This window comes from Bacillus cereus group sp. BceL062, assembly GCF_051780025.1.
Taxonomy (GTDB): Bacteria; Bacillota; Bacilli; order Bacillales; family Bacillaceae_G; genus Bacillus_A; species Bacillus_A toyonensis.
The window spans coordinates 145474-167265 of sequence record NZ_JBPWGY010000011.1; the positions used below are offsets into that span (position 1 = coordinate 145474).

Sequence of the window (21792 nt, forward strand, 5' to 3'; positions counted from 1 at the left end):
TCTGCATATAAAAGAAAAAGCCAGCCCTTTCAACTAGCCTACGGACAATGGACAGACTTTACATGTTGAATATTCACATACATTTTTGCATCACGCGCTTTTAATATTTCAATATGTCCTTCATCGATCTTCGCCATTTTTCCAATTTTATTGGATTCCTCGCCTAAATCGAACACCATAATCTTTCCATACATTTTAATAAGTTGCTCCTCAAACGTTCGAGCTAACGTAATATTTAATGGATTTACGGGGAGTTCATTTTTATTGAGGGAATAAGGCACTTGGTTTTCTTTATACGGAATTAACCATTTTAAGTGCTTTAAAGATATATATACAGTTTTATAGACTGGACTATAAAAAACAATATAATCGTTCATTACACTTGTAACATATCCATGTATTGGAGCATTACCTGCTACATAAATTTCTGTGAAAATCCCTTTAGATGTGCTTAATACTTTCCTCAAAGAAATTGAAGGAGATTCCCTTTTAATTACAGAATCTACATCAGGTTTTAATATTTCTTCATCATATGGTCTTAAAAACTTATAATATTGGATATGATATAAAGATATATATACGTAGTCTTGTCCATTGTAAAGAACAACAATATCATTTCCTACATCGATTAATACGCCTTTAAATCTCTTTTCACCAATTAATTTAACATATATATTTTCTCCAATACTTTTGTGTAACTCATTCATCTATATCCTCCTTCCTATGAAATTACAATTTCCCTTTCTTTTATTCTAAAAATAATCAGGGGCAATGTTCTGTTTTTTAATAGTAAGAAACCCTTTTTCATATATCCAAAAATAATTACAGAGAAATATGAAATCATTCTTCATTTTCAATCATAATGCCCCTTTTATTTATTAAACATTATTCTTCTTCATTCTTTTTGTTTTTAACTATTTGACTCACACTCTTAATATGGGAATTAATCACATAAATGACCTCATCACCATTAACTAGTGTAATATTCCCATCATGTATATCACTTAATAAACCTTCCACACACTCTGGTCCACCACGATTAATCTTTATCCATTTATACTTCAAGTCATTTAATGCATCTAAAAAAGTATCTTCTTCCGCATAAAAACATGAACCATATTCTCCTTGTGCCTCTTTCACTTTTCTAACTAGACTCTTCACATGTTTCAGCTGATAATACACTAATTCTCCATGAGGTAATTGTAGTGTAAGGTAATCTTTTCCTAACAATGACAGTACACCTACTCGACTTTCCGGTCCACGAAGATTTACTTTTACATTCTCACCAACTAAACCTTTGATTTGATCACAGCATAATACATCCTTCAAATTCATACCCTCCTTTCTGTTTTATCTTCCTCTACTTGATTGTCTTAGTGCGCGAGCTCGATTTGAATTATTGCTGTTTTCATTACTTTTCTCATTGCTACTCTCATCACTACTCTCATCACTCTGTCCACTTACAGATGCATTATAATTAACACTCTTAATATGAGATAGTGCAATTAATACAACTTCTTCTTTAATAATCAATGTTACATAACCGCCAGAAACATCTTGTAAAATACCTTCAATTTTCTCTGGTCCACCACGGTTAATTTTCACCCAGCGGTATTTGAAGCTTTGAAGTAGCGTTTCAAAGTCTTCTGCAATGTCTTCTTCCACCCATTCTAAATCACCTACTCCACCATCTTTCGTATTTTGGGTAATGCTTTTCAGATGGCGAAGCTGGTAGTAATGGCTCTCTCCTTTTTCATTCTCTAATCCGAAGTAGTCCGCACCTAATGATACTATTGTTCCTTTTTGAGATTCTGGTCCACCTCTGTTCACTCTTACATAAGATCCAATTAAGTCTTTCAAAAAATCCCAATGAAATAAACTCACGAGAAAACCCCTTCCATTAATTTATAAGCTTTTGCACTGATAGTATATGTATCTGTACAGGTTACGTTCTCTATGTTTGTCCTAGCTCGAAAAAAATATGCTTTTAACATGGTAGACTACTACCTATCAAAATTCTAAGAAATCCTGAGGGCTCCTTAGGATTTTGATGTCTTTAGATAAAAAAATCCCGTATGAAGATACATTTCTGCATATCTTCATACGGGATTTCCTAAAGTTTAGTCTTCGTCTTTAACGTCCATATCTTCTGGAATTGGTTCGTTTAATATTTCTTCCACTAATTGTTTATATTTCTCCATTTGTTCTAAATGCGTGTTGAATTGTTCTTTATTTAATAAATATTGCTCTCCATCGAATAGCGCACGAACTTTTTTTTGCTGAATTAGCTCTTCAATATACGATTTTGGTAAATTCAAATACTCCGCAGCTTCTTCTATTGTTATATACAATGCGTTCATTCCTTTATTGTTTTTTCATATATACTGTATCTTACTTTATTTTTGTAAACAAATAAAAAAGATTTTGTAAATGCAGTTTAAAAAGCAGGTAGAACCATTCCATATATTGTATAATAATATAGTAAGTATTTTTTTAAATATAGAATGGTATCACCCATTTACACAAAGGAGAGTTAACATATGGCTACTCGTCACATCATTACAATGTTAGAAAAAACATTACAAGTTGAAACAGAAAATACAACTTCTCATTTAACTACATCTTTATCAGATCGTATTCTTTCTCAAGGCGTAGCAATACACGAAAACAATTGTTATCATACAATTGGTGAATGGTACAAAAATCATTTCTTATTCCAACAAGATGATTTTCTATGGGCTAAATATGCTTTCTACGACGCATATTGTGAAGCGATAAAAAAACAAGGGCATCTTACAAAACGCGTTCGTCAAATATTAGAATCATTGGCTCGAAAACATGGAAAACAATACATTGCTTCTATACTAAATATGCCATTTCCTAATGAACGAGCAAAAGGAACAGCGTAAACAAAACATAGATTCATTGTTTTCTAGACTGATTTACAAATAAAATGTTCATGTCATATGAACTGATGAAACCGGTGTCATAATAATGATTGAAAATATAGTAAACAGGAAAACCCCCATTTACATCTCTCGTCTATTTGAATAGAGAAGTAAATGGGGGTATACTTGTACCTTTATCCGGCTATTTGTGGGTAGTAAAAGCCCGATTGGTGGAGGTTAATAATCAGTGCAGGATAGCCCCCACTGATTAAAGTTTCACTTTATTATTTCATCATTTGCTTTATCAATTCTCGATTTCGTTTTTTAAATACTTCATTATGCGAAGAAACCATTCCGTACTCACTTGCATCTGGCTGAATAAATTGTTTCGCTTTATTCACAGCATTTCCAGCATCTTGGAATGCTCCCGCAATTAAATGCAATTTCCCATCATGTTTCAAAATATCTCCCGCAGCATATAATCCATCTACAGAAGACTCACTATTTGCATTACCTGCAATATAAAAATTATCTATAATCGCAACGTCCAACTCACTATTTTCTAATAATGTAATGTCACGTTCATATCCATGATTAATAATAACTTCATCAATAGGTAAATGAGAAACTTCACCTGTCTCATGGTTCGTTAATTCTACATATTCAATCGCTTCATGATTATCACCAGCAATTAATTTTGTAATCGATGTATTCAGAAAACACTCCGCTGAGCTGTTCATTAGTTGTTTTACTTGTGCTTCATGACCAGATAATTCTTCTTTTCTATATGTTACATACACTTTTTTCGCGATTGGTTCTAATTCGTTCGCCCAATCAACGGCAGAATTTCCTCCACCAGAAATAATGATCATTTTATCTTTGAAACGCATTAAAGATTTAACTGTATAATTTAAATTCGATACTTCAAATCGCTCCGCACCTTCAATCGATAACTTTTGCGGTTTCAATATACCGCTTCCAGTTGCGACGATAATTGTTTTTGAAAAATGTTCTTCGCCAGTACTTGTTTTTAACGTAAAAGTTCCATCTTCATTACGAATAATTGATTCTACTTTTGTATTTAATACAACTTCCGGTTTAAATGTTAGCCCTTGCTGTACAAGTTGTTCAATTAATTTATCACCTGTAACTGGCAATAGCCCTCCTACATCCCAAATCATCTTCTCCGGATAAACATGTATTTTTCCACCTAACTGTGGTTGAAATTCTATTATTTTCGTTTTCATCTCTCTAAGTCCACTATAAAAAGCTGAATAAAGCCCTGCAGGTCCTCCGCCTATTACAGTTACATCAAACAATTCTTCTCGATTCATTCGTGCTCACTCCTCAGCTACTAATCATTGATTATCATTCTCAATAAAATATAACCTGTTTCCGCAAAATTTACAATCAAAATTACTATTGACAATACACCCATATAAAATTATATTATTTAAAGAATCAATAGTGATAATCATTATCAACTTGTTAATAATTAGCAAATTTGGGATTACATCTTCTTTCATTAATATGGTTAATACTATATTGTGAAATCTCACATTCAAGATTTTTAATAAACATTTTGCATTACCACTACTCTTTCAAAAAGATTGCAATTAAACAAATTATTGTATACACATACATCTATGTTAAAGGAGAAAGACGATGAAAAAGTTATTTATTTCACTAACAGTTCTTTTCGTTCTTGTTATGAGTGCTTGTAGCAACGGCTCTACAGACAAAAAGAACGATGCAAAAGGTAGTAAATCAGAAACAATTACATACCAATCTGAAAATGGTAAAGTAGAAGTTCCTGCAAATCCAAAACGCGTTGTTGTTTTATCAGCATTCGCTGGTAACGTAATGTCATTAGGAGTAAATGTTGTTGGGGTAGATTCATGGTCTAAACAAAACCCACGTTTTGATAGTAAACTTAAAGATGCTGCTGAAGTATCAGATGAAAATGTTGAAAAAATCGCTGAACTAAACCCTGATTTAATCATTGGTTTATCAAATATTAAAAATGTCGATAAGTTAAAGAAAATTGCTCCTACTGTAACATACACTTACGGAAAAGTTGATTACTTAACACAACATTTAGAAATCGGTAAGTTATTAAACAAAGAAAAAGAAGCAAAAACTTGGATTGATGATTTCAAGAAACGTGCACAAGAAGCTGGTAAAGAAATTAAAGCAAAAATTGGTGAAGATGCAACAGTATCTGTTGTTGAAAACTTCAATAAACAGCTTTATGTATACGGCGAGAACTGGGGCCGCGGAACAGAAATTCTGTACCAAGAAATGAAATTAAAAATGCCTGAAAAAGTAAAAGAAAAAGCTTTAAAAGAAGGTTACTACGCATTATCTACTGAGGTATTACCTGAGTTTGCTGGTGATTACTTAATCGTAAGTAAAAACAAAGATACTGATAACTCCTTCCAAGAGACAGAATCATACAAAAACATTCCAGCAGTAAAAAATAATCGCGTATACGAAGCAAACATGATGGAATTCTATTTCAATGATCCACTTACATTAGATTTCCAACTAGACTTCTTCAAGAAAAACTTTCTTGGTAAATAATACAAACATGAGGAATTCTTAATTTAAGAATTCCTCTTCCTTTATTCTATGAACAGAAAAGATGTGAAACGAATGACAAAAGATCATGACAATCCACGTTCTATAGCTTTTACATACAAACTAATTTTGAGCATAATTGCATTCTTTCTAATTTTTATGTTTGCAATGGTATTAGGGGCTGCAGATACTTCTATAAAAGACGTATGGTTAGCACTCACTTCCTCGGCTCAAGGAGACAAAATATCTATTATTCGTGAAATACGTTTACCACGTGAAGTTGCTGCTATTTTTGTAGGGGCTGGACTAGCCGTTTCTGGGGCAATTATGCAAGGATTAACACGAAACCCCCTTGCAGATCCTGGCTTACTTGGGCTAACGGGTGGCGCAAATGCTGCACTTGCACTAACACTTGCTTTCAACCCTTCCATAAGCTATCTGTACTTAACATTAGCTTGCTTTATCGGGGCTGCGGTAGGGGCAATTATGGTATTTGGAATTGGTATGGTGAAAAAAGGCGGACTTTCTCCTCTTCGAATTGTATTAGCAGGTGCTGCAGTTTCAGCATTTCTACTCGCAATTTCAGAAGGAGTCGGCATTTACTTCAAAATTTCACAAGATGTATCACTTTGGACTGCTGGAGGGGTGATTGGAACTACTTGGAGTCAATTGAAAATTATTATTCCAGTCATTTCAATAAGTATCTTTATCGCTATCTTATTTGCAAGAAAATTGACAGTCCTTAGTTTCAGTGAAGAAGTTGCTGTTGGACTCGGTCAAAAAATCATTGTTATTAAAACAATTTTGTTTATCATTATTATCTTACTTGCTGGTGCTTCTGTGGCGCTTGTCGGAAATATGGCATTTATCGGTTTAATGATACCTCATATGGTGCGTCCTATTGTTGGTCCAGATTACCGATTTATTATTCCGATGTCAGCAATTGCTGGTGCTTCCTTTATGTTACTTGCAGACACAATCGGACGTACAATTAATGCTCCGTATGAAACACCCGTTGCTGCTATCGTCGCAATTGTAGGATTACCATTCTTCCTATTCATTGTTCGTAAAGGAGGAAAAACATTCTCATGATGCCATCTATTTTAAGAAAACAACGTCTTATTATACTCGCATTACTTATACTAACTATTACAACCATTGTAATTGGAATGGGACTCGGTTCAGCATCTTTATCTTATGATCGACTACTCCCAACGCTAATGGGACAAGGTTCATTTAAAGAAGAATTCGTTTTATATTCTTTAAGACTACCTAGAATTATCATTACAGTATTAGCTGGTATGGCACTCGCTTTATCAGGTGCTATCCTTCAAGGCATTACACGTAACGATTTAGCTGAACCTGGTATTCTCGGGATTAACTCTGGTGCTGGTGTTGCTGTTTCTATTTTCTTTTTATACTTTCCAATAGATGTAGGTTCATTTCTTTATTTACTACCAGTCGTTGGATTTATCGGGGCTTTTCTTACAGCTGTTTTAATTTACGTATTTTCATATAGTCAATCAACAGGGCTTCAGCCAATACGATTAACGTTAACCGGTATCGGTTTTTCATTTGCACTATCTGGAGCAATGATTGTCCTTATTTCATCTGCTGATCGTATGAAAGTCGACTTTATCGCCAAATGGATTGCCGGAAACATTTGGGGAGATGATTGGATCTTCATTTTCGCAATGCTCCCATGGTTAATCGTATTAATTCCATTTGTTTTCTATAAAGCAAATCGATTAAACATTTTAGCATTAAACGAACCAGTCGCAATCGGCGTTGGAATTGAAATTGAAAAAGAACGCAGATACTTATTAATTGCAGCCGTTGCACTTGCAGCTGCAGCAGTTTCCGTAACAGGAGGAATTAGCTTTATCGGGCTGATGGCTCCTCATATCGCAAAATCTTTAGTAGGCCCAAGACATCAAATCTTCATGCCTATCGCCCTTTTAATCGGCGGATGGCTATTACTATTAGCAGACACAATCGGACGAAACATCGTTGAACCTAACGGTATTCCGGCAGGTATTGTCGTTGCTTTAATTGGTGCTCCTTACTTTATGTATTTATTGCTTAAGAAAGCATAAAAAACACCCTCAAGAGTGCAATCTTGAGGGTGTTTTCGTTTCATTCTACTGCTGCCCATATCCTTCAAACTTCTTCGCTAAATTCTCCATCTCATCTTCTGGCAATAACTTCGGTTCTCCGACGCTCTTCGTTTGATAATAAATTTGCGCACAAAACTCAATTTCTTCCGCAACAGTAAATGCCATTTTTATATTATTTGCACCTGCAATTAAACCGTGGTTCGCAAGTAATACTGCACGGCGATTAATCATGCCTTCAAAAGCAGCCTCTGCTAATTGCTTCGTACCAAATGTTTCATACGGTGCACAGCGTACATTCGGGCCTGCGAAAGCAATTAAATATGAAACAGCAGGAAGCTCCCACCCTAATGATGCAATCGTCTTCGCATAAGGTGAATGTGTATGCACGAGCGCATTTATATCTTCACGATTCCTATAATAAATAAGATGCATATCTAGTTCACTTGACGGTTTTCTCTCACCTTCTACTACTTCACCATCTAAGTTTAATATAACTACATCCACGGGCGTTGTTTCATAATAATCTAAACCACTTGGGCTAATTGCAACTAGGCCTTGTTCACGATTGAAAATACTAATATTTCCGCCGGTCCCCTTTGTTAAACCGCTAGAAATCATTTTCCTTCCGTACGCTACAATTTCTTCTCTTTCTTTTTGTAATAACATATACATCCCCCTAAGTATGAAGCTTATGATGACTGACTATATACCTATTTACTAAAATAGATTTTTTAAATTCTCCGTAAACGGTGCCTTTACAATCCCTTTTTCCGTAATAATTGCTGTTATATTTGCATGTGGCGTAACATCAAATGCTGGATTGTATACTTTACTTCCTTTCGGAGCTGAATATTGTCCGAAACGATTGATTACTTCAGAAGCATCTCTTTCTTCGATCGGAATTTCGTTTCCTATCGGTGTGTTTAAATCAATTGTCGGTGTTGGTGCTGCTACATAAAACGGAATGTTATAGTATTTAGCTAAAATAGATACGCCTAATGTTCCAATTTTATTTGCTACATCACCATTTGCTGCTACTCGGTCACAGCCGACGATTACCGCATCAATCTTCCCTTGTGACATGACCATAGCTGCCATATTATCGGTAATGACTGTTACATCAATTCCCGCTCGCTGTAGTTCTAATGCTGTTAACGTTGAACCTTGTAATCTAGGTCGTGTTTCATCAGAGTAGATTTTAAGGTCCCATCCTTTTTCTTTCGCTAAATACATTGGAGCTGTCGCAGTACCATACTTAGTCGTTGCTAACGCACCTGCATTACAATGAGTTAATAATCCCATGCCATCATGGAATAATGTTAATGCATGTTCTCCAATTTGACGGTTAATTTCTTCATCTTCTCTATGAATTTCTTTTGCCTCTTCTAACAATCTATCTTTCAACCGTGCAATCGATAAGTGAACATTATCTATCGCTACACTTTCCATTCTTTCCAGCGCCCAAAATAAATTTACTGCCGTCGGTCTTGATGTTGCTAAATATGCACATACCTTTTTTACTTCTTCAATACATCCTTCTACCGTACTTTCAGCAAATTCCTTTACCCCTAAATACACACCATACGCTGCTGAAACCCCAATCGCTGGTGCACCTCGCACTTTCATGACTTGAATTGCATCCCACACACTTTCAGCTGTTTTGAAAGATTCATAGACAACTTCGTTCGGTAATAACGTTTGATCTAATAAAACTAAAGCATCATCTTTCCATTGAATTGGTATTAATTGCTCTTTCATCATTTTCTCTCCTTACTTCGCGCTATGAATGGACTGTTTTTTTAACGTTTCTACAAAACTCGTACCTGTTTTATATTGATTCGCTCGTAAAATAAACTTCTTCGCTACTTGAAGGCAAATTCGCTCCGCTCTAGCACGTGCTTCATCATTCTCAATACAAGTAATATCCTTTACTTTCGCTAATCCAACAATACGACGAATTAACTCAAGACCCGTCACTGCAGCTGTATCCTCTAACACAGATTGTAAATATACGCCATTAAAGCCTTCTTCCTTCGCCATAATTTCTGTCACATGAATATCCCAAGCAACTAAAAACTTCTTCTTAAATAAATCAATTACCTCTACCATCGTCGTTTTTAGCCAATCCATATACGTATCTTTCTCAGCTCCAGGTAGCATCGTTGCATCTGCATTCACCCAAGCAAATATTAAATTCGCCATTACATTCCCAATGTCATATCCCATAGGTCCATAAAAAGCAAACTCAGGATCAATAACTTTTGTAGAATCACTTTTTACGAAAACAGAACCAGTATGTAAATCACCGTGAAGCAACGCCTGCGCATTCGTCATAAAAGAAAACTTAAGTTTCGCTACTTCCATACGAAGCTCTTTATCACTATAAATATGCTCTCTAATCCATCCTTCATTTAATTGAAATAACTCATTACGTTTATTATGATTTGTAAATGGTTCAGAGTATACGAGGTCCTCTGTAATCTCACATAACTCTGGATTTATATAATTCTTCACAAGTTCCTTCTTCTCTTTATGATTCATTACAACATCTGATGTTAATAGAAGAGTATTTACCATAAAAGTAGTTAAATCTTCAGCAAGCCTCGGAAATATTTGATGATTTATAAGTGCTGTACGTAATATTGTGTGATCTGATAAGTCCTCCATCACGCAACAATTCATCACACTATCAAACAAATATACTTTTGGAACAAGCCCAGGTGCTAACTCCTCCTCTAGCTGCAAAACATCTGATTCTATACGAATACGATTCGTCGACAACTTAAACTCATCTGAAATACGTGCTGTATTCCCGGCCTGCTTTACGATGACAGACATGGTCTCTTTTTCATCCCAAACGCGGAACACATAATTTAAATTACCATCACCTATTTCTTTACACTGTAACCCCTTTGCATGTTCAAACTTAGATAATTTCTCTTTCACATATGCAATCACATCTTTATCTTCCATTAAAAAATACTTCGTGAACTTAGACATGGTTTCTCCTCCCACACTAATTGTAAGCGTTTTCTAAAGGCTATAAAAAAATAATAGGTTGAATGTTTTTCATCCTATATTATATATTCTTCTTTTTGAAAGATATATCTAGATTTTATTATATCTTGTTAGCCCTTTGAGTCAATGTTTCTAATTATCATTGCAATATACTTCCTAATTATATATTTGAGCGGACAAAAATTATTCAAAAAGATTCCGATTCATTTTATTTTATTTATCGCACAATTCTTTGTAAAATAGAAATAAGCAGTTCCTTTTCAAATCTACAACTTCCAAGAAATATCTCCTTCCTAAGAATTTATACTTACACCATGTCTCTAACATACACACTACTCTTTCAAACACTCATTGAAAATTTATGACATGAAAGTTACCTTTTCATTCCCTAACAACCTTAATTGAGAATAAATATTAATTAAATTGGTGTAAAGTTGGTTTATTCTCTTGACAAAATAACCACTTCTATATGATAATTAATATCGAATTAGAATTATTATAGTTAATTAAAAAATATATTTTATGAGCAAACTATTTTTTGATGCTCAAAACCAACATTTAGGAGGAAATTTAATATGTTATTAATCGGCACAGAAGTAAAACCGTTTAAAGCTAATGCTTACCATAATGGAGAATTTATCCAAGTTACTGACGAAAGTTTAAAAGGAAAATGGAGTGTAGTTTGTTTCTACCCAGCTGACTTCACATTCGTTTGCCCAACTGAACTTGAAGACTTACAAAACCAATATGCAACTCTAAAAGACTTAGGCGTTGAAGTATACTCTGTATCTACAGACACTCACTTCACTCACAAAGCATGGCATGATAGCTCAGAAACTATCGGCAAAATCGAATACATTATGATTGGTGACCCAACTCGCACAATCACTACAAACTTCAACGTTTTAATGGAAGAAGAAGGTCTTGCTGCTCGTGGTACATTCATCATCGATCCAGACGGCGTTATCCAATCTATGGAAATCAACGCTGACGGTATCGGCCGTGATGCAAGCATTCTTGTTAACAAAATTAAAGCAGCTCAATACGTACGTAACAACCCAGGTGAAGTTTGCCCAGCTAAATGGCAAGAGGGTTCTGCAACACTTAAACCAAGCCTTGACCTTGTAGGCAAAATCTAAGGAGTTCGATCAAAATGATACTAGATGCAGATATAAAAACACAACTATCCCAATACCTTCAGTTAATGGAGAACGATATTTTACTTAAAGTTAGCTCAGGAGACGATAATGTATCTAAAGATATGTTATCTCTAGTAGATGAATTAGCTACTATGTCATCAAAGATTACAGTAGAAAAAGTTGAACTAGAGAGAACACCAAGCTTTAGTGTAAATCGCCCTGATGAAGACACTGGTGTAGTATTCGCTGGTATTCCATTAGGACACGAATTTACTTCATTAGTGTTAGCTTTACTACAAGTTAGTGGACGTGCTCCAAAAGTTGAACAAAAATTAATCGATCAAATTAAAAACATTCAAGGCGAATATCATTTTGAATCTTATATCAGCCTAAGTTGTCATAACTGTCCTGATGTTGTACAAGCTCTTAACGTAATGAGCGTTCTTAACTCTGGTATTACACATACTATGATTGATGGCGCTGCATTCAAAGAAGAAGTAGAAAGCAAAGACATCATGGCAGTACCAACAGTTTTCCTAAATGGCGAATCTTTCGGAAGCGGTCGTATGACACTTGAAGAAATTTTAGCTAAAATGGGTAACGGTCCAGATGCATCAGAGCTTTCTGATAAAGATCCATACGATGTTCTTGTTGTTGGTGGCGGCCCAGCTGGTGCAAGTGCAGCAATTTATGCAGCACGTAAAGGCATCCGCACTGGTATCGTTGCTGAGCGCTTCGGTGGTCAAGTAATGGATACTATGGGTATTGAGAACTTCATCAGCGTAAAACGCACTGAAGGTCCTAAGCTAGTAGCAAGCCTTGAAGAGCACGTAAAAGAATACGACATCGATGTAATGAATCTACAACGTGCGAAACGTTTAGAGAAAAAAGAACTTATTGAAGTGGAACTTGAAAACGGCGCTATTCTGAAAAGTAAGAGCGTAATCGTTTCTACAGGTGCTCGCTGGCGTAATGTTGGCGTACCAGGTGAAGCTGAGTTCAAAAATAAAGGTGTAGCATACTGCCCGCACTGTGACGGCCCATTATTCATCGGAAAAGATGTAGCAGTTATTGGCGGAGGTAACTCTGGTATTGAAGCAGCTATCGACTTAGCAGGTATTGTTAAGCACGTAACTGTTCTTGAATTCATGCCAGAATTAAAAGCTGATGCTGTATTACAAGAGCGTCTTAACAGCTTACCAAACGTAACTGTTCTGAAAAACGTTCAAACGAAAGAAATCACTGGTACTGACAAAGTAAACGGTATTTCTTACATCGATCGTGAAACTGAAGAAGTTCATCACGTTGAATTACAAGGTGTATTCGTTCAAATCGGTCTTGTGCCAAACACAGACTGGTTAGGCGAAACAGTTGAACGCGCTCGCGGTGAAATCGTCACAGACAAGCACGGCGCTACAAACGTACCAGGAGTGTTTGCTGCAGGTGACTGTACAAATAATCCGTACAAACAAATCATCATCTCTATGGGTTCAGGTGCAAACGCTGCTTTAGGCGCATTTGATTACTTAATCCGTAACTAATAAAAAAAGCAGGTGCCTTAGCATCTGCTTTTTTATTATCCTAACGTATACACTAAAAACCTCTCATTCCCATTCTTCTCATAAGCACCTGGCAATCTAACTTCTTTCTTCAGCTCAAACGCAGTCTGATTTTCTAAGAAGAAAATATAGTCCTCAGAAGGATAATATAAAATAATATCCACTTCTCTCCCCGTTTCTTCTACTGAAAGCAAAATGTTATTGACTACATTCATAAACACTTGCACAGAAAACGGATTAAAGAAATAAAACCTATTATCATGTGGACCAATCTCATATTCCTGCGCTAAACAACATTGGAATTGAATTTTCCCCTTACTGTTTCGTGCCTTTCGTGCATAACGATCTCTATTATCCATCGCTTCTTTATAAAACTCTTCATTCATTTCAATTCCAACTGCTGAAGCACCACATTTATGATGCATATAAAAGTTTAATCGCCCTTTTCCGCACCCAAAGTCTACAATTCGGTCGCTACTTCGTATTTCATATTGATTCAATAACTCATCTAACCCGCTATACGGCGTCGGTTCATAGCGGTGATAATGCATAGACTTGTTAAACCCTTTTTGCTCACCAACTGTTTTTATATGTAAAACTGCATCGTAATATTGTTCGTTCATTCGTTTTCTCCTATTAAAAAATGGTACTTATTATTATACACCATGTACTGGAGGCTCATTTTTCATCAAATTAATAGGTACGTGAAATTATACCAACGATTTTCTTAATATATCTATCGTAACTTCAAATATATCAACGATTTTCTTAATATATCTATCGTAACTTCAAATATATCAACGATTTTCTCAATATATCTATCATAACTCAAAATATATCAACGGTTTTTCAAATATATCGATTTACCGACAATTCACGATAAAAAAACAGGAGCTCTCTAGCCCCTGTCTTCTAACACTTTCAATACAGTTTGCTTCAATATTTCTACCCCATCCATAATACAACTATGATCAAACTTCATATGCGGATGGTGTAATCCAGGTTGTAGATCTGCTCCTAGTCCAAGCATGACAGCTTTTAAATGTGGTCTCTTCACTGTGTAGTAATGGAAGTCATCGCTTCCTGTCGTATAAAGCGGCCCTGTGCATTGCTCTTCTCCATACACTTCGAGAATGCCTTTACGCATGTAACGCTCCGCTTCTTCTGACACCTCTGCTCCTGGAGCAAGATCAATCCATTCGTATGAAGTTTTCGATCCCATTGATGCGGCTGATTCTATTACATGCTCTATCTTTTTCTTTAATTCTTCTAATAATGTATTATTCTCCGCTCTTACATCTAAGCTAAAATGGCCGTTACCTGGAATGATATTTAGATTATCTCCACCAGCTTGGCACCGCGTCATCTTCACTGAATATGAACTTTGTGGCGGCAACCATATATTTTTCAAACCGATATTAATCATGGAAATGACATCAATTGCATTCACACCTTGGTGTGGTCTTGCCCCATGTGCATCCTCCCCATGAATCATACCCTCTAGAAATCTTGCTGCTCCGTGACGAATAGATGGGGCTGCTTGTTTCAAAGATAATTCTTCGATTGGTCGTAAATGGACACCGAATAAGAAATCAGCATCATCTACAGCACCTTTCTCTACCATCTTTAAAGCACCATTTCCCTTCTCTTCTGCCGGTTGAAAAATAAATCTAACCGTTCCACTATCCCATCTCATATTTTTCAATTGTAAAATAAGCCCCATTACAATCGTCATATGAGCATCATGACCACACGAATGATTCGCTTTAAATTCTCCATCTACTTCTTGCCAAAGTGCATCCATATCAGCACGAATCGCAATAACCGGGTTCCCATTCCCAATCTCAGCGATTACGCCTGGGCAATCATCAAATGTTTTATATGAAATTCCTTCTTCTTTTAAAAAGTTAGTAATATAAGCTGTCGTTTCATACTCTTTCCAACTTACTTCAGGGTTTTCATGTAAATGCTGAAAAATTTCCGTTAAACGCTCTTGTAGTTCTAATGTTTTCAAAGCTCCATTCTCCTTCCCAAATTACAAACCATTCAGGTTAATTATACTTATGAAAAACAGATGTTTTTATGAACATATTGAATTTTAAGAAAAAAGTCAATTGTTTATTTTTAAACTTTTTAAAAGCTTACTCTGTATCTATATTACAAACTGGATAAACAACTAGAACATTCCTTATTTTCTGTTTTTTGTTGACGCTTACATATATTTTTAGTTATCATAACCTAATAACCGTCTATTTTACGACAATTCTAAAAAAATACAAACAAACATACGTAACAAGGAGGAAATTTATGAAAAAAGAAATACCTTTTGGAATAGCGATTATCCCTATTATCATTACCGTTGCAGTTATGATGGTTACAATTGTTGTATTAAAACAAAGCCCTCACGTTCCACTTATTATCGGTACGACCGTTGCTTCTATCGTCGCTTGGCGTTACGGTTACAAATGGAATGATCTTGAAGAAGCAATGTATAAAGGGATTCGTCTTGCATTACCCGCTATCGTCATTATTATTCTTGTTGGCTTAACAATCGGTGCTTGGATTGGCGGTGGAATCGTCGCAACAATGATTTATTACGGTTTAAAACTTTTAACTCCATCACTATTTTTAGTATCCATTACCATTATCTGTTCTATCGTTGCATTAGCGATTGGTAGCTCTTGGTCTACAATGGGAACAATTGGTGTTGCCGGAATGGGCATTGGTCTAAGTATGGGTATTCCAGCTCCAATGGTTGCTGGTTCCATTATTTCAGGCTCTTATTTTGGCGATAAAATGTCACCGCTTTCAGACACAACAAACTTAGCCGCAGGATTAACAAATACAGATTTATTCGCACATATTCGTCATATGTTATTTACTACAATTCCAGGTTTAATTATTACTCTTATCGTCTATGCTTTCTTAGGAAGAAGCTTCGGTGATAACAATATTGATGCGCAAAGCATCGATCAAACATTACAAGTCTTACAACAAAACTTTGTTATTTCACCTTTCCTATTAATCATACCCGTAGCCGTTATGGTATTGGTCGCTAAAAAGGTTCCTGCCATACCAGCCATTCTCGTCGGTATTATTTTAGGATTCTTATCACAAGTCTTTATTCAAGGTGGTTCTGTCTCAGCATCTGTCGGTGCACTCCAAGCTGGATTTGTTATAGACACTGGAAACAAGCTAGTAGACGAACTATTTAACCGCGGTGGCTTAGATTCGATGATGAATACAGTCTCTATGACAATTGTCGCTATGACTTTCGGAGGAGTATTAGAACATACAGGTATTCTTCGCTCAATTGTAAATCAAATTTTAAAGTTAGCAAAATCAGCAAAAGGGCTTATCGCTTCTACTATCGCATCTTGTTTTGCAACAAACCTTACTTGCTCTGAACAATATATTTCAATTGTTGTTCCTTCAAGAATGTACGCAAATGCATACACAGAAAAAGGACTACATTCAAAAAATTTATCCAGAGCATTAGAAGATGGCGGAACATTAACTTCTGTCTTCGTTCCTTGGAATACGTGCGGTGTATTTATTCTCGCTACACTTGGCGTAGGTGCATTTGAATATGCCCCTTATGCTATTTTGAATTTCATCGTACCTATTATCTCAATCATTTATGGTATAACAGGCTTCACAATTGTAAAACTATCAGACATTGAAAAAGCAGAACTACTAAAGAAACAAAAAGCGCAACTAGAAGCTTAAAAATAGCGGTAAATTCAGTTCATATAGTGCGCGAGGTCGCCCTTGTTGATAGGGCATTTCCTCGCCGCAAATATGAGCATACCCGTAATCAACTAATTTTTTTAACAATCTTTCTGTCGATCGCCGGGTCACTTGTAAGTACTCAGAAAGGTCAGCTGCTGTAAACTTCAATGACGGATGCGATTGACTAAATTGAATGATTTTTGACAAGTTGGCCGGACTAAGCTTCGTTTCCTTCGCTATTTTCATTAGTTCCGGATTATCATTTTTCAAACTTTGTACTCTCTGTTCTTTCGGGAACGGACCAAATAAATCTTTATCACTTGTTAGTATATAAAAACAACGATCTATTGGATTATTCTTTGCAAAACTTTGAGCAATTTTTGCATTTTGCTCCGCCTCTTTCACGGTTTTTCCATAACCAAATCCAATAGCTATCGTTCCTTCTACGCTCGCAAACAAGTTATGTATCGCATTTGTTTTAATAATCGATTCGATATCACCACGAGTTGTATACAAAATGCATGTCATTTCATCCACTTGTTTAAATGAACCACGTAGTTCTTTTGAAATGACATCTAGTTTTTCAAGCAAACTCGTTCGTAATTCTAAGGAAGAAATAATACAAGCACCAACAGTAGCTGAATAGCTTTTTGCTAACTCAGCTTTTATTTTTGCATCTTTTAGCCCATGTATAATGGACTGTGTTGGATCAATCATACGCTCTGAAGGAACACCTATTTTTTGAAGCTCATCGTAAACAGCGTGAATACTAGTTAAAGCTAAATGAGCCTCTCCGGATTGATATTTAGCTACATGAAAATCAATGACTCTATTTATTTCCTCTTTACTCCACAACATATTTTCATAATCCAACACTTGTGGCTTTTCTTTTATACCGATATCGCGGCATACATTTGTAATAAACGAACGGTCTACTAAATCGATTGAAATTTTATGCGGTTGAATACCTTGATGATACATGACAGAAAGAAGTGAAGATGCAACCGTTGTCTCATCTTGCTGTAAGTACGTACTTGGAATTCGTAATTGTTCTCTTATTTCTTTTGCCATATAATAAGGTAAGGCACCTGAGAAAAAGATAACATCACAAGGCTTTAAACGCTTTAATAGTTCAGAAGATTCTGCCGGGTGAAGGTAAACATATGGATCAATTTCTATTTCTTCTAATTTATGAGCAATAGGGAAAAGATTCTCCATAAACTCCTTTGAACCGACAACTGCAATTTTTATCATCATTTTCTCTAACTCCTTATTATTAATTAACGACTATTTAACGTCAACTATATCAAATGTATAAAACTATTGTAAACAGGAAGGGGTTTCTATTCAATGAAAATTACAGCTATTCACCTTTACGCAATTCGTTTACCACTTCGCAATCCGTTTGTTATTAGTTATGGTTCTTATTCTGATATGCCTTCTATTATCGTCAAAATGGAAACAGACGAAGACATTATCGGTTACGGTGAAGGCGTTGCTGATGATCACGTCACAGGTGAATCATGGGAAAGTACTTTCCATACTTTAAAACATACGCTAGCTCCTGCTCTAATCGGGAAAAATCCAATGAATATTGAAAGAATACACGACATAATGGACAATACCATTTACGGTGTGCCGACAGCAAAAGCTGCGATTGATATTGCTTGCTTTGATATAATGGGCAAAAAACTAAAACAACCTGTATATCAATTAATTGGCGGGCGCTACCATGAAGAATTTCCTATCACTCACGTTTTAAGCATTGCTCCTCCAGAAGATATGGCGGAAGAAGCTGCTTCCATGATTCAGAAAGGTTATCAATCTTTCAAAATGAAAGTCGGTACGAATGTAAAAGAAGATGTAAAAAGAATTGAAGCTGTGCGTGAACGTGTAGGAAATGACATCGCCATTCGTGTTGATGTGAACCAAGGCTGGAAAAATAGCGCAAATACATTAACTGCACTTCGTTCATTAGGACATTTAAATATCGACTGGATTGAACAACCTGTTGTAGCGGATGATATTGACGCAATGGCTCATATTCGTTCGAAAACAGACCTTCCGCTTATGATTGATGAGGGATTAAAAAGTTCTCGTGAAATGCGCCAAATTATTAAATTAGACGCAGCTGATAAAGTAAATATAAAACTAATGAAATGCGGCGGCATATATCCCGCAGTAAAGCTCGCTCATCAAGCAGAAATGGCCGGCATTGAATGCCAAGTGGGATCAATGGTCGAATCATCCGTTGCCTCTTCCGCAGGATTCCACGTCGCTTTCTCAAAAAAAATCATTACAAGTGTTGAACTTACAGGTCCGTTAAAATTCACGAAAGATATCGGAAACCTACATTACGACGTACCATTCATTCGCTTAAAAGAAAAGCCAGGACTCGGCATTGAAATAAACGAAGATACATTACAAGAACTAACCGTCTTTCAAGACGTTGTACGCTAAAGGAGGACTAACACATGACTGTTCTATATGAAGGAAAATTAAAACAAAACGAACAACCATTTCACGTTACATTACTATCAAGAAAGCACATCGAACAAATTTTATCATTACAAAACATTATAGTTGAAGCATTGGAAGATAAAAGTCGTTTACAACCACTCTCACAAGAAGAATTTCAATATATTCTAGAAGGAAACGGCATGATGATTGGCGCTTTTATCGAAAATGAACTCATCGCATTTCGTGCTCTACTCGTCCCTCCTATCGACGATGAACATTTAGGACTCGATATCGGATTACACGAAAGCGAATTACAAAGCGTTATCTATCAAGAAATCTCAAACGTTCATCCGAACTGCCGAGGAAATGGGATGCAAAAAATATTAGCAAAAGTCATTATGGAAGAATTGCAAAAAGAAGATAGCAAATATGATTATGTATGTTGCACCGTTGCTCCTTTTAACATTCCAAGTTTGAAGGATAAGTTTGCGCAAGGGATGGAGATTGCTGCGCTGAAGGAGAAGTATGGTGGTAGTATGCGGTATATTTTTGTGAAACAATTGCGCAGAGATAAAGAAAGAGATTGGACAGATATTCAAAGTATTCTAATGAGTGATGCTAATGGACAGCAGGCTTTGCTTTCGGAGGGGTATCGTGGGTATGAGATGGAGAAAACAGCAGATACTTTCATTGTGAAGTTTGGGCGATAATCTATATGCTCGAAAAAAGGAGATGTCCCTTGTGACATCTCCTTTTTTTCGATCCTTTGAACAATTTTGTGGTAAATGAAATTATATCAACGATTTTTCGAATATATCTATCATAACTTACAATATATCAACGGTTTTTCAAATATATCTATCAAAACTCACAATATATCAACGATTCGACAAGGAATATCGATTTACCGACAAAAATCGATACTCCTAAATCGTCATCTTCCAACTAGATAGCGCTAACCAATTCTCCATTTCCTTATAATCAGGTATTATCTTTCCGACAAGGCGCCAAAAAGAACGATCATGATTTAAATGAACCATATGGCACATTTCATGAACAACTACATAGTCAATCACTCGCTGTGGTGCCATCGCTAGCTTCCAATTAAATGTTAATTGTAAATTCGAATCACAAGTTCCCCACGTACGACTACTATCTGTAATACGAATAGATCGCGGTTTTGTTTTAAAATTACTTTGATGCGCTTTAATACTCTTCTCTACTAGCGCTTTACACTGCTTATAATAAAATCGTTTTAAAGCTTGTTGTATTTTCTCATCCTTAAGCTCTTTCACATAAATATGTAGCTTATCCCCTTCAAACACTGCATTGTCTTGCTCCATACTTGTATCTTGAGAAATCTGTATCGGATACGTACTTCCTAAATACAGAAATTCCTCTCCTTGATCATAATCTTTTTCCTGTGGTCCAAGCACTCGCTCCTGCATTTCCTTACGGGTTCTCTGAATCCAATCCCACTTCTCCTCTAGCAACTTGACTAAGTATTCAACAGGTGTCCCTTTTGGAGCTTGCACTTCCACATTTCCGTACGAATCTACAAAAAGACGCACGGACTTTTTCTTCTTATAAGTTATATGAAAATTAATTGTCTCACCTAAATATGTATGTATCATTTCATCACCTAGCGTATTATTTTACAAATAAAAAAGAGTAGGATACAAACGTCCTACTCTACCTATTATATCATTTACTGCTTTAACAAACTCATTATCCTCTATACTTTACAGCTAATCCTTTAATGAAATTCCTTGCGTATCTATCGCCGCACTCTTTGTAATTTTTATGGCCTTTTTTTCTTAATAGAGCGCCTAACTCTCCTTTTGTTACCGTAACGCCCACGCTATCTAATATATCAATTACATCCTCAGTCGTTAAAGATAGTGCGATTTTCATTTTCTTTAGAAGAAGGTTATTGGCACTCTCCTTGCTCTGTACAGGTGCCGGTTGCCCTGGTTTCGGATCTTGTTTCCCTCTTTTTAAAGTAATGAATCCATTTAAAAATGCCTCTAACATCATCATATCGCATGTTTTTACGTACTCATCTTCGATTACATCCGCATCTTCAGGTTCATGCTGAGGCGCTCTTTTTATTTTTGTAAGCATATCAACTACGTCTTCTTTCGTTACTTCCATCCCGCCAAGTTTAAATATTTCCACCATATCTATATCTCTTATATCTAAAGCATATCTTACTCTTTTTAATATATCGTTGTTGCTCATTGCCATTGTTTTGCCTCCTGAAATGTTGATTATAGTAATGCTTTTAGCATGTGTAAAT

The 21792-nt window shown here is 35.9% G+C and carries 22 protein-coding genes; 9 read left to right on the forward strand and 13 right to left on the reverse strand.

Going from position 1 to position 21792, the window contains the following annotated elements; genetic code table 11:
- Positions 1-38: 38 nt before the first annotated feature.
- The 4 genes from ACS2MN_RS23445 to ACS2MN_RS23460 form a co-directional block, all read right to left on the reverse strand.
- Positions 39-707 (reverse strand): hypothetical protein, encoded by a 669-nt coding sequence (locus tag ACS2MN_RS23445; protein WP_001003899.1) that lies wholly within the window; start codon positions 705-707, stop codon positions 39-41.
- Between the two features lie 178 nt (positions 708-885).
- A complete protein-coding gene (locus ACS2MN_RS23450) occupies positions 886-1329 on the reverse strand; it encodes a hypothetical protein (RefSeq protein ID WP_000655884.1) in 444 nt (147 codons plus the stop codon).
- Positions 1330-1350: 21 nt separating this feature from the next.
- A complete protein-coding gene (locus ACS2MN_RS23455; RefSeq protein WP_000051643.1) occupies positions 1351-1884 on the reverse strand; it encodes a hypothetical protein in 534 nt (177 codons plus the stop codon).
- A gap of 236 nt (positions 1885-2120) precedes the next feature.
- Positions 2121-2360, reverse strand: a complete 240-nt coding sequence (locus ACS2MN_RS23460; RefSeq protein WP_002037874.1) for a helix-turn-helix domain-containing protein — start codon at positions 2358-2360, stop codon at positions 2121-2123.
- 180 nt (positions 2361-2540) lie between these two features.
- On the opposite strand from ACS2MN_RS23460, the gene ACS2MN_RS23465 reads away from it, so the two are divergent.
- Positions 2541-2909, forward strand: coding sequence for a hypothetical protein (locus ACS2MN_RS23465; RefSeq protein ID WP_000235486.1), 369 nt, complete (start codon positions 2541-2543; stop codon positions 2907-2909).
- A 263-nt stretch (positions 2910-3172) separates the two neighbouring features.
- Here the strand turns inward: ACS2MN_RS23465 and ACS2MN_RS23470 are convergent, their stop codons facing one another.
- Complete coding sequence (locus ACS2MN_RS23470) at positions 3173-4222, reverse strand: NAD(P)/FAD-dependent oxidoreductase (protein WP_346994893.1); 1050 nt, start codon at positions 4220-4222, stop codon at positions 3173-3175.
- A 331-nt stretch (positions 4223-4553) separates the two neighbouring features.
- Between ACS2MN_RS23470 and ACS2MN_RS23475 the strand changes: the two genes are divergently transcribed.
- From ACS2MN_RS23475 to ACS2MN_RS23485, 3 genes are read left to right on the forward strand one after another with little or no spacing between them, the layout of a single operon-like run.
- On the forward strand, positions 4554-5471 hold the full coding sequence (locus tag ACS2MN_RS23475; RefSeq protein WP_000732565.1) for an iron-hydroxamate ABC transporter substrate-binding protein: 918 nt from the start codon (positions 4554-4556) through the stop codon (positions 5469-5471).
- Positions 5472-5519: 48 nt separating this feature from the next.
- Positions 5520-6560, forward strand: a complete 1041-nt coding sequence (locus ACS2MN_RS23480) for a FecCD family ABC transporter permease (RefSeq protein ID WP_375813930.1) — start codon at positions 5520-5522, stop codon at positions 6558-6560.
- Positions 6557-7564 carry a FecCD family ABC transporter permease gene (locus tag ACS2MN_RS23485; RefSeq protein ID WP_000982878.1) on the forward strand — a complete coding sequence of 336 codons (1008 nt, stop codon included), beginning with the start codon at positions 6557-6559 and terminating at the stop codon, positions 7562-7564. The genes ACS2MN_RS23480 and ACS2MN_RS23485 overlap by 4 nt, the downstream gene beginning before the upstream one ends.
- A 45-nt stretch (positions 7565-7609) precedes the next feature.
- On the opposite strand, the gene ACS2MN_RS23490 is transcribed toward ACS2MN_RS23485, so the two are convergent.
- The 3 genes from ACS2MN_RS23490 to mtnK are packed head-to-tail and all read right to left on the reverse strand — an operon-like array spanning position 7610 to position 10585.
- Positions 7610-8251, reverse strand: coding sequence for an L-fuculose-phosphate aldolase (locus ACS2MN_RS23490; protein WP_000926572.1), 642 nt, complete (start codon positions 8249-8251; stop codon positions 7610-7612).
- 51 nt (positions 8252-8302) lie between these two features.
- Entirely contained in the window at positions 8303-9346 is a 1044-nt protein-coding gene (mtnA, locus tag ACS2MN_RS23495) for an S-methyl-5-thioribose-1-phosphate isomerase (RefSeq protein ID WP_098637760.1), read from the reverse strand.
- Positions 9347-9355: 9 nt separating this feature from the next.
- The gene (gene mtnK / locus ACS2MN_RS23500) at positions 9356-10585 is read right to left on the reverse strand and encodes an S-methyl-5-thioribose kinase (RefSeq protein WP_000033269.1); all 1230 of its coding nucleotides are present in this window, start codon (positions 10583-10585) and stop codon (positions 9356-9358) included.
- A 593-nt stretch (positions 10586-11178) separates the two neighbouring features.
- On the opposite strand from mtnK, the gene ahpC reads away from it, so the two are divergent.
- Complete coding sequence (gene ahpC, locus ACS2MN_RS23505; RefSeq protein WP_000924420.1) at positions 11179-11742, forward strand: alkyl hydroperoxide reductase subunit C; 564 nt, start codon at positions 11179-11181, stop codon at positions 11740-11742.
- A gap of 14 nt (positions 11743-11756) precedes the next feature.
- On the forward strand, positions 11757-13283 hold the full coding sequence (gene ahpF / locus ACS2MN_RS23510; RefSeq protein ID WP_000599520.1) for an alkyl hydroperoxide reductase subunit F: 1527 nt from the start codon (positions 11757-11759) through the stop codon (positions 13281-13283).
- Positions 13284-13318: 35 nt separating this feature from the next.
- Here the strand turns inward: ahpF and ACS2MN_RS23515 are convergent, their stop codons facing one another.
- Both ACS2MN_RS23515 and ACS2MN_RS23520 read right to left on the reverse strand, forming a co-directional pair.
- Positions 13319-13924, reverse strand: coding sequence for an SAM-dependent methyltransferase (locus ACS2MN_RS23515; protein WP_087951264.1), 606 nt, complete (start codon positions 13922-13924; stop codon positions 13319-13321).
- A 275-nt stretch (positions 13925-14199) separates the two neighbouring features.
- Positions 14200-15315, reverse strand: a complete 1116-nt coding sequence (locus ACS2MN_RS23520) for a M20 peptidase aminoacylase family protein (RefSeq protein WP_087951265.1) — start codon at positions 15313-15315, stop codon at positions 14200-14202.
- Between the two features lie 293 nt (positions 15316-15608).
- On the opposite strand from ACS2MN_RS23520, the gene nhaC reads away from it, so the two are divergent.
- On the forward strand, positions 15609-17030 hold the full coding sequence (gene nhaC, locus ACS2MN_RS23525; RefSeq protein ID WP_000711510.1) for a Na+/H+ antiporter NhaC: 1422 nt from the start codon (positions 15609-15611) through the stop codon (positions 17028-17030).
- On the opposite strand, the gene ACS2MN_RS23530 is transcribed toward nhaC, so the two are convergent.
- On the reverse strand, positions 17019-18290 hold the full coding sequence (locus ACS2MN_RS23530) for a hypothetical protein (protein WP_000972802.1): 1272 nt from the start codon (positions 18288-18290) through the stop codon (positions 17019-17021). The genes nhaC and ACS2MN_RS23530 overlap by 12 nt on opposite strands.
- A 93-nt stretch (positions 18291-18383) precedes the next feature.
- Here ACS2MN_RS23530 and ACS2MN_RS23535 point away from each other — a divergent pair, with 93 nt between their 5' ends.
- Positions 18384-19493 (forward strand): mandelate racemase/muconate lactonizing enzyme family protein, encoded by a 1110-nt coding sequence (locus ACS2MN_RS23535; protein ID WP_087951268.1) that lies wholly within the window; start codon positions 18384-18386, stop codon positions 19491-19493.
- Positions 19494-19507: 14 nt separating this feature from the next.
- Positions 19508-20203, forward strand: coding sequence for an N-acetyltransferase (locus tag ACS2MN_RS23540; protein ID WP_098709367.1), 696 nt, complete (start codon positions 19508-19510; stop codon positions 20201-20203).
- 216 nt (positions 20204-20419) lie between these two features.
- Here the strand turns inward: ACS2MN_RS23540 and ACS2MN_RS23545 are convergent, their stop codons facing one another.
- Both ACS2MN_RS23545 and ACS2MN_RS23550 read right to left on the reverse strand, forming a co-directional pair.
- The gene (locus tag ACS2MN_RS23545; protein WP_098709368.1) at positions 20420-21127 is read right to left on the reverse strand and encodes a M48 family metallopeptidase; all 708 of its coding nucleotides are present in this window, start codon (positions 21125-21127) and stop codon (positions 20420-20422) included.
- Between the two features lie 94 nt (positions 21128-21221).
- Positions 21222-21740, reverse strand: coding sequence for a DUF1456 family protein (locus ACS2MN_RS23550; RefSeq protein ID WP_001251733.1), 519 nt, complete (start codon positions 21738-21740; stop codon positions 21222-21224).
- Positions 21741-21792 lie beyond the last annotated feature (52 nt).